The following is a 7,391-nucleotide window of genomic DNA, read 5'->3' on the forward strand; positions in this document are numbered from 1 at the left end:
TCTCCCACCTGGGGTGTTCGCTGTTCATGGCGCGGGGGGGCGGGGGTGGGTGGGGACCGGCCCCGCCACGGGGGTGATCAGCTGCTCTGCGCGAGCCGCTTGTTGATCTCCGCCTCGACCTGCTTGGCGGCGGCGGCGGGCGACTTCCCCTTCAGGACCGCGGTCATGTAGGCCTTGATCGGGTTGGGGTCGTTCTCCACGGCGGCCCACTCGGGGATCAGCGGCGTGGTGCCACCGCCGGCCGCGGCCGGAGCGGCGGCCTCGGCGGCGCCGTTGCCCGCGAGGTTGATCTGCAGCGCCTCCTTGTTCGGGATGACGCCGTTCTCCTTGGCGAGCGCGCCCTCGAACTTGTCGGACAGGGCGAGCTTCAGGAACTCCTTGGCGAGCTCCTGCTTCTTGCTGCCCGCGGCGACCGCGAAGTTGGAGCCGCCGAGGAAGACACCCTCGGGCGAGTCGGCCGTCTCACCGGGGATGGTGAAGTAGCCGATGTCCTTCTCTATCTTCTTGTTGGCCGCGATGGCCGTGCCGGCCTCCCAGCCCATGCCGATGAAGGCGCCGACGTTGCCCTTGGCGAAGACCTCGGCCTGCTGCGGGGTGGCCTCGTCCTTGTCCTTGGGGGCCTTGGAGTAGGACTGGTACTCCTTGTAGATCTCCATGGCCTTGCCGACCTGCGGGTCCGCGAGGTTGGAGACGTACTTGCCGCCTTCCTTCTTCACCAGGTCGGCGCCCTGGCCGATCGTCAGACCGTCGAAGAAGTACCAGTTCTGGCCGGGCAGGTAGATCGGCTCGGCGTCGGTCTTCTTGTCGATGGTCTTCAGGGCGTCGAAGAACTCGGCGCGCGTCTTGGGGGTGTCCGTGATGCCGGCGTCGGCCCAGACCTTCTTGTTGTAGATGACGACGCGGTTGGCGAAGTACCAGGGGGCGGCGTACTGCTTGCCGTCGAAGACCGAGGACTCGTTGAGGGCCTTGGTCCAGTCGGCGCCGATCTCCTCCTTGAGGTCGCTCAGGTCGGCGAGACCGCCCGTGGCCGCGTACGCCGGGGTCTGGGTGTTGCCGACCTCGAGGACGTCCGGCGGGTTGTCCTCGGAGAGCGAGGTGGTGATCTTCTGCTGGATGCCGTTCCACTGCTGCGTCTCGAACTTCAGCTTGGCCTTCGTCTTCTTCTCGAAGGCGGCCGTGAGGTCCTTGGTCCAGCCCTCCGGCGTGGAGCCGTCCATGGCCCAGACGGTCAGGGTCTGGCCCTTGTAGCCGTCGGCCCCCGCCTTGCCACCGTCGTCACCGTCGTCGCCGCCACAGGCAGCGACCGACATCAACATGCCCGCGACACCGACGGCCGCGATGAGCTTGCGATTCACGTCATCCTCCTCAGGGATGCCAGCAACCCCCCTGCCCACCGCGTGACTTACGACGAGTACTGCCCGTGGGGCTGGGACCTGGTCCTCAATGGTTTAGACCAGTACGGGGAGCTTGGACTAGACCTAGAGAGGTGTCAAGGGTGAAAAAGCCGCTCCAGACCGTCCGTTACGCGACCTACATATGCAGGGACCTTTCACTACACGGGTGACAGATCGGGCGGGCGCTCACGCAGGTCGCGGCGGCGCCTCCGGCCCGCCCTGCGCACGCTATGGACTAGACCAAAAGGGACCCCGACGGTATATAGAGGAGATCACGCAGCGTGCGGGAGGACACTCGCACGGCTGGGCGTGCCACGATGTGAGCCGTGGCCGGCGCGTACGTCGGCCGCATCGGCACTCGAAGCCGGGAAGGCAGAGTATGAGCACCGACGTCAGCAGTGCGGAGAACGAGGGTGGCGCCCCCATCCGTACCGCGCGCGTGCCCAAGTACTACCGCCTGAAGAAGCATCTGCTCGACATCACGGACACACTGCCGCCCGGTACGCCGGTGCCTCCCGAGCGCACGCTCGCCGCCGAGTTCGACACCTCGCGCACGACCGTCCGGCAGGCGCTGCAGGAGCTGGTCGTCGAGGGGCGGCTCGAACGCATCCAGGGCAAGGGCACGTTCGTCGCGAAGCCGAAGGTGTCACAGGCGCTGCAACTCACCTCCTACACAGAGGACATGCGGGCGCAGGGGCTCGAACCGACCTCGCAGCTGCTGGACATCGGGTACATCACCGCCGACGACACGCTCGCGGAGCTGCTCGACATCAGTGCCGGGGGGCGGGTGCTGCGGATCGAGCGGCTGCGGCTCGCCAGCGGGGAGCCGATGGCGATCGAGACGACGCATCTGTCCGCGAAGCGGTTTCCCGCGCTGCGGCGGTCGCTGGTGAAGTACACGTCTCTGTACACGGCGTTGGCCGAGGTGTACGACGTGCGGCTCGCGGAGGCGGAGGAGACGATCGAGACGTCGCTGGCCACTCCGCGGGAGGCGGGGTTGCTCGGGACGGATGTGGGGTTGCCGATGCTGATGCTTTCGCGGCACTCGATCGATCAGGATCAGCAGCCGGTGGAGTGGGTGCGGTCCGTGTATCGGGGGGATCGGTACAAGTTCGTTGCTCGGCTCAAGCGGCCCATGGACTGAGGTTCCCGGGTGGGTGCGGTGCGTTGTCGGGTGCGGGTGCGTTGTGGCTGGTCGCGCAGTTCCCCGCGCCCCTGAAAGACAAAAGACTGCGCCGTTCCCCGCGCCCCTTGGGGGCTGCGCCCCCCAAAAGCGAAAAGATTGCGCCGTTCCCCGCGCCCCCGAAAGCAAAAGGCTGCGCCGCTCCCCGGCCCCTGGGCGGTTGCCTCAAGCCCCCCTGCTTGTACGTGAGTTGGGCTGGTGGGGATCGGGGGGTGCACGTGGTGTAGCGCTCAGTGGGATCCTGTTCTACCGTCCTCCCGTCACTCATGGACGGGAGGACGACCCGTGCGCACCGACAGCCCCCGGACGGCATCTCCGCAAGGCCCCCGCAAGGCAAGTCCCCGCAACATCGTCATCTGGACCCTCGTCGCGCTGATCGCCGCGGCCGGCTGGTCCGTGCTCGCTCTCTCGCGGGGCGAGGAGGTCTCGGCCGCCTGGATGGTGGCGGCGGCCCTCGGCTCGTACGCCATCGCCTATCGCTTCTACGCGAAGTTCATCGCGTACAAGGTTCTGAAGGTCGACAAGAACCGGGCCACCCCGGCCGAACGCCTCAACAACGGCATCGACTTCCACCCCACCGACCGGCGGGTGCTCCTCGGCCATCACTTCGCGGCGATCGCGGGCGCGGGGCCGCTGGTGGGGCCCGTGCTGGCCGCACAGATGGGATATCTGCCCGGCACCATCTGGATCATCGTCGGCGTGATCTTCGCGGGCGCGGTCCAGGACATGGTCGTGCTGTTCTTCTCCACCCGGCGCGACGGCAGGTCGCTGGGGCAGATGGCGCGCGAGGAGATCGGCCCGTTCGGCGGCGCGGCGGCCCTGATCGCCGCCTTCGCCATCATGATCATCCTGCTCGGGGTGCTCGCGCTGGTCGTCGTCAACGCGCTCGCCCAGTCCCCGTGGGGCACCTTCTCCATCGCGATGACCATCCCGATCGCCCTGCTGATGGGCTTCTACCTGCGGGTGCTGCGGCCCGGCCGGGTCGCCGAGGTCTCACTGATCGGTGTGGCGCTGCTGCTGTTCGCACTGGTCGCGGGACGCTGGGTCGCCGAGTCGTCCTGGGCCGACACGTTCACGCTCGCACCCTCGACCCTGGTGGTCTGGCTGGTGGCGTACGGGTTCATCGCGTCGATCCTGCCCGTGTGGATGCTCCTCGCACCCCGCGACTACCTCTCCACGTTCATGAAGATCGGCACGATCGGGCTGCTCGCGCTCGGGGTCGTCGTCTCGCTGCCGACCCTGAAGATGGACCCGGTGACGGACTTCGCCTCGCAGGGCAACGGGCCGGTCTTCGCGGGCTCGCTCTTCCCGTTCGTCTTCATCACCATCGCCTGCGGGGCGCTCTCCGGCTTCCACTCCCTGATCTCCTCCGGCACCACGCCGAAGATGATCCAGAAGGAGACGCAGGTCCGGATGATCGGGTACGGCTCCATGCTCATGGAGTCGTCCGTGGCGGTGATGGCGCTGATCGCGGCGTCCGTCATCGACCCGGGCCTGTACTTCGCGATGAACGCCCCGGCGGGTGTCATCGGCGACACCGTCCAGAACGCCTCCCAGGTGGTGGGCAGTTGGGGATACCAGATCTCCCCCGAGGAGCTGGCCGACGCGGCGAAGAACGTCGAGGAGGCGTCCCTGCTGTCGCGGACCGGTGGCGCGCCCACCCTCGCGGTCGGCGTCTCGGAGATCTTCTCCAAGGTCACCGGGGGCGGTCTGCGCGCGTTCTGGTACCACTTCGCGATCATGTTCGAGGCGCTGTTCATCCTGACCGCGCTCGACGCGGGCACCCGGGTGGGCCGCTTCATGCTCCAGGACACGCTGGGCAATCTCTACAAACCCTTCAAGAACGTGAGCTGGAAGCCCGGTCTGGTCATCACGAGCGGCATCGTCTGCGGCCTGTGGGGCTACTTCCTGTGGGTCGGCGTCCATGAACCGCTCGGCGGGATCAACCAGCTGTTCCCGATCTTCGGCATCTCCAACCAGCTCCTCGCCGCGGTCGCCCTGGCCGTCTGCACGACCCTGCTGGTGAAGTCCGGGCGCCTCAAATGGGCCTGGATCACCGGTGTCCCGCTCGTCTGGGACGCCACGGTCACACTGACCGCGAGCTGGCAGAAGGTCTTCTCCAGCGACCCGCGCGTCGGCTTCTTCAAGCAGCGCTCGATCTACCAGGACGGCATCGACCGGGGCGAGATCGTCGCACCCGCGAAGAGCATGGACGACATGCACACGATCGTCACGAACTCCACGGTCGACGGTGTCCTCACGGCGGTGCTCGCCCTGCTCATCGTCGTGGTGATCGCGGACGCGACACGGGTGTGCATCCGGCACATACGCCGTCCCGCGCTCTCCACCCTCAGCGAGGCGCCGTACGTCGAGTCCCAGATCGTCGCTCCGGCCGGGCTGATTCCGACCCGGGAGGAGAGGGAGGAGGTACGCGATGCGGTCGGCGCTGAACCACGCGGTTAGGGCGGCCAGGGGCGTGCGTTGGTACGTACGGGAGCTGACCGACGAGTCCGCGTACGACCGGTACGTGGCACATCTGCGCGAGGAGCGGGCCGACGCGGACGTGCCCTCGCGGCGGGAGTTCGAGCGGATGCGCACGGACCGTCAGGAGGCGGATCCGCGGCAGGGCTTCCGCTGCTGCTGACGCCGTGACGGGTGCGACTGCTGTTGCTGAACGACACGGCACATCCGTTATGCGGACGGGGGTTCCATAAAGCGGAACCGTCCCTTAGATTTCCTGCGCGTTGCACAGGTGATCAGTGAGGGGACGGAGCCGCCGTATGTCGGAAACACCGGATGTGCCAAGAGCGCCCGAAGGGGAACCACCGGTGGTGACACCGGTCCGTGTGGTGATCGCCGTCTGCCTGATCGCGCCGTTCGTGGCGATGCTCTGGGTGGGGTCGTACGCGAAGGTCGACCCGACCTTCATCGGCATCCCGTTCTTCTACTGGTACCAGATGCTGTGGGTGCTCATCTCGACCGCGCTCACGATGACCGCGTACACGCTGTGGAACCGTGAGCAGCGCGCCCGCAAGGCCGCCCGCCGGGCACAGAACGGGGGCGCGTCCGCATGAAGGACGGCGTGAACGGCGTGGCACTCGCCGTCTTCATCTTCTTCTTCGTGGCCGTCACGGTCATGGGCTTCCTGGCCTCGCGCTGGCGCCGGGCCGACGGCGAGCAGACCCTCGACGAATGGGGCCTGGGCGGACGGTCGTTCGGCACCTGGGTCACCTGGTTCCTGCTCGGCGGCGACCTCTACACGGCGTATACGTTCGTGGCGGTCCCGGCGGCGATCTACGCGGCGGGCGCGGCCGGCTTCTTCGCCGTCCCGTACACGATCCTCGTCTATCCCCTGATCTTCACCTTCCTGCCGCGCCTGTGGTCGGTCTCGCACAAGCACGGGTACGTGACGACGTCCGACTTCGTGCGCGGACGGTTCGGCTCGAAGGGCCTGTCGCTCGCGGTCGCCGTCACCGGCATCCTCGCGACCATGCCGTACATCGCGCTGCAACTGGTGGGCATCCAGGCCGTCCTGGACGTGATGGGCGTCGGCGGCGGCGAGGACACCAACTGGTTCGTCAAGGACCTGCCGCTGCTCATCGCCTTCGGCGTGCTGGCCGCGTACACGTACTCGTCCGGGCTGCGCGCGCCCGCCCTGATCGCGTTCGTCAAGGACACGCTGATCTACATCGTCATCGCGGTCGCGATCATCTACATCCCGATCAAGCTGGGCGGCTTCGACGAGATCTTCGCCAAGGCGGGCGAGGCGTACAACCAGACCAACCCGGCGACCGGCGCGCCACGCGGCTCCCTGGTCCCGGGCGAGGCGGGCCAGTGGACGTACGCGACGCTGGCGCTGGGCTCCGCGCTCGCGCTGTTCATGTACCCGCACTCGATCACGGCGACGCTGTCCTCGCGCAGCCGTGAGGTGATCCGGCGCAACACCACGATCCTGCCGCTGTACTCGCTGATGCTGGGCCTGCTCGCGCTGCTCGGCTTCATGGCGATCGCGGCCGGGATCAAGGTGGACAACGGGCAGCTGGCGATCCCGCAGCTCTTCGAGACCATGTTCCCGGACTGGTTCGCGGGCGTGGCGTTCGCGGCGATCGGGATCGGCGCGCTCGTGCCCGCGGCCATCATGTCCATCGCGGCGGCGAACCTGTTCACCCGCAACATCTACAAGGACTTCATCAAGCCCGACGCGACACCCGCCCAGGAGACCAAGGTCTCCAAGCTGGTCTCGCTCCTCGTGAAGGTCGGCGCGCTGGTCTTCGTCCTGACCATGGACAAGACGGTCGCCATCAACTTCCAGCTCCTCGGCGGGATCTGGATCCTGCAGACCTTCCCGGCGCTCGTCGGCGGACTGTTCACGCGCTGGTTCCACCGGTGGGCGCTGCTCGCGGGCTGGGCGGTCGGGATGCTGTACGGGACGGTCGCCGCGTACGGGGTGGCCTCGCCGACGCAGAAGCACTTCGGCGGGTCCTCGAAGGAGATTCCCGGGATCGGGGAGATCGGGTACATCGGGCTGACCGCGTTCGTGCTGAACCTGGTGGTGACGGTGGTGCTGACGTTCGTCCTGAAGGCGGTCAAGGCGCCGGACGGCGTCGACGAGACCTCTGCCGAGGACTACACGGCTGACGCCGGCGACAAGGGGGTCCAGGTGGACCTGCCGCCGGCTACGGCGGGGGCCGGGCACTAGGGGATCTTCGCCCCCGCCGCCCCTACCCTTCCCGTCACTGCATGGGGGCTGCGCCCCCTCGCCCCCCTTTGTCCTCAAACGCCGGACGGGCTGGAGATTCGCGGACGGTCCGCGG

6 protein-coding genes are annotated in these 7,391 nt (G+C 67.7%); 5 read left to right on the top strand and 1 reads right to left on the bottom strand.

The features are described 5' to 3' along the window. Nucleotides 1-77: 77 nt before the first annotated feature. Nucleotides 78-1,355, bottom strand: coding sequence for an extracellular solute-binding protein (locus tag ACFVH5_RS37710; RefSeq protein WP_384803436.1), 1,278 nt, complete (start codon nt 1,353-1,355; stop codon nt 78-80). 418 nt (nt 1,356-1,773) lie between these two features. Here ACFVH5_RS37710 and ACFVH5_RS37715 point away from each other — a divergent pair, with 418 nt between their 5' ends. The 5 genes from ACFVH5_RS37715 to mctP all read left to right on the top strand — a co-directional run bounded on the left by ACFVH5_RS37715 (nt 1,774) and on the right by mctP (nt 7,276). Beyond that, nucleotides 1,774-2,538 carry a GntR family transcriptional regulator gene (locus ACFVH5_RS37715; protein ID WP_210889894.1) on the top strand — a complete coding sequence of 255 codons (765 nt, stop codon included), beginning with the start codon at nt 1,774-1,776 and terminating at the stop codon, nt 2,536-2,538. Between the two features lie 324 nt (nt 2,539-2,862). Continuing rightward, entirely contained in the window at nt 2,863-5,040 is a 2,178-nt protein-coding gene (locus tag ACFVH5_RS37720; RefSeq protein WP_385838201.1) for a carbon starvation CstA family protein, read from the top strand. Then, nucleotides 5,012-5,221, top strand: a complete 210-nt coding sequence (locus ACFVH5_RS37725; RefSeq protein WP_248777442.1) for a YbdD/YjiX family protein — start codon at nt 5,012-5,014, stop codon at nt 5,219-5,221. Before ACFVH5_RS37720 ends, ACFVH5_RS37725 begins: the two co-directional genes overlap by 29 nt. Nucleotides 5,222-5,357: 136 nt before the next feature. Further along, complete coding sequence (locus ACFVH5_RS37730; RefSeq protein WP_385838202.1) at nt 5,358-5,651, top strand: DUF3311 domain-containing protein; 294 nt, start codon at nt 5,358-5,360, stop codon at nt 5,649-5,651. After that, nucleotides 5,648-7,276, top strand: a complete 1,629-nt coding sequence (gene mctP, locus ACFVH5_RS37735) for a monocarboxylate uptake permease MctP (RefSeq protein ID WP_385838203.1) — start codon at nt 5,648-5,650, stop codon at nt 7,274-7,276. The genes ACFVH5_RS37730 and mctP overlap by 4 nt, the downstream gene beginning before the upstream one ends. The last annotated feature ends 115 nt before the right edge of the window (nt 7,277-7,391 follow it).

Origin of the sequence: Streptomyces sp. NPDC127119, assembly GCF_042677425.1 — a bacterium.
In the GTDB taxonomy this organism is placed as follows: domain Bacteria; phylum Actinomycetota; class Actinomycetes; order Streptomycetales; family Streptomycetaceae; genus Streptomyces.

Excerpts from the sequence above, each read along its gene's own strand:
- ACFVH5_RS37715 (WP_210889894.1), top strand. The coding sequence starts at position 1,774 with ATGAGCACCGACGTCAGCAGTGCGGAGAACGAGGGTGGCGCCCCCATC.
- ACFVH5_RS37725 (WP_248777442.1), top strand. The coding sequence starts at position 5,012 with ATGCGGTCGGCGCTGAACCACGCGGTTAGGGCGGCCAGGGGCGTGCGT.
- ACFVH5_RS37730 (WP_385838202.1), top strand. The coding sequence starts at position 5,358 with ATGTCGGAAACACCGGATGTGCCAAGAGCGCCCGAAGGGGAACCACCG.
- mctP (WP_385838203.1), top strand. The coding sequence starts at position 5,648 with ATGAAGGACGGCGTGAACGGCGTGGCACTCGCCGTCTTCATCTTCTTC.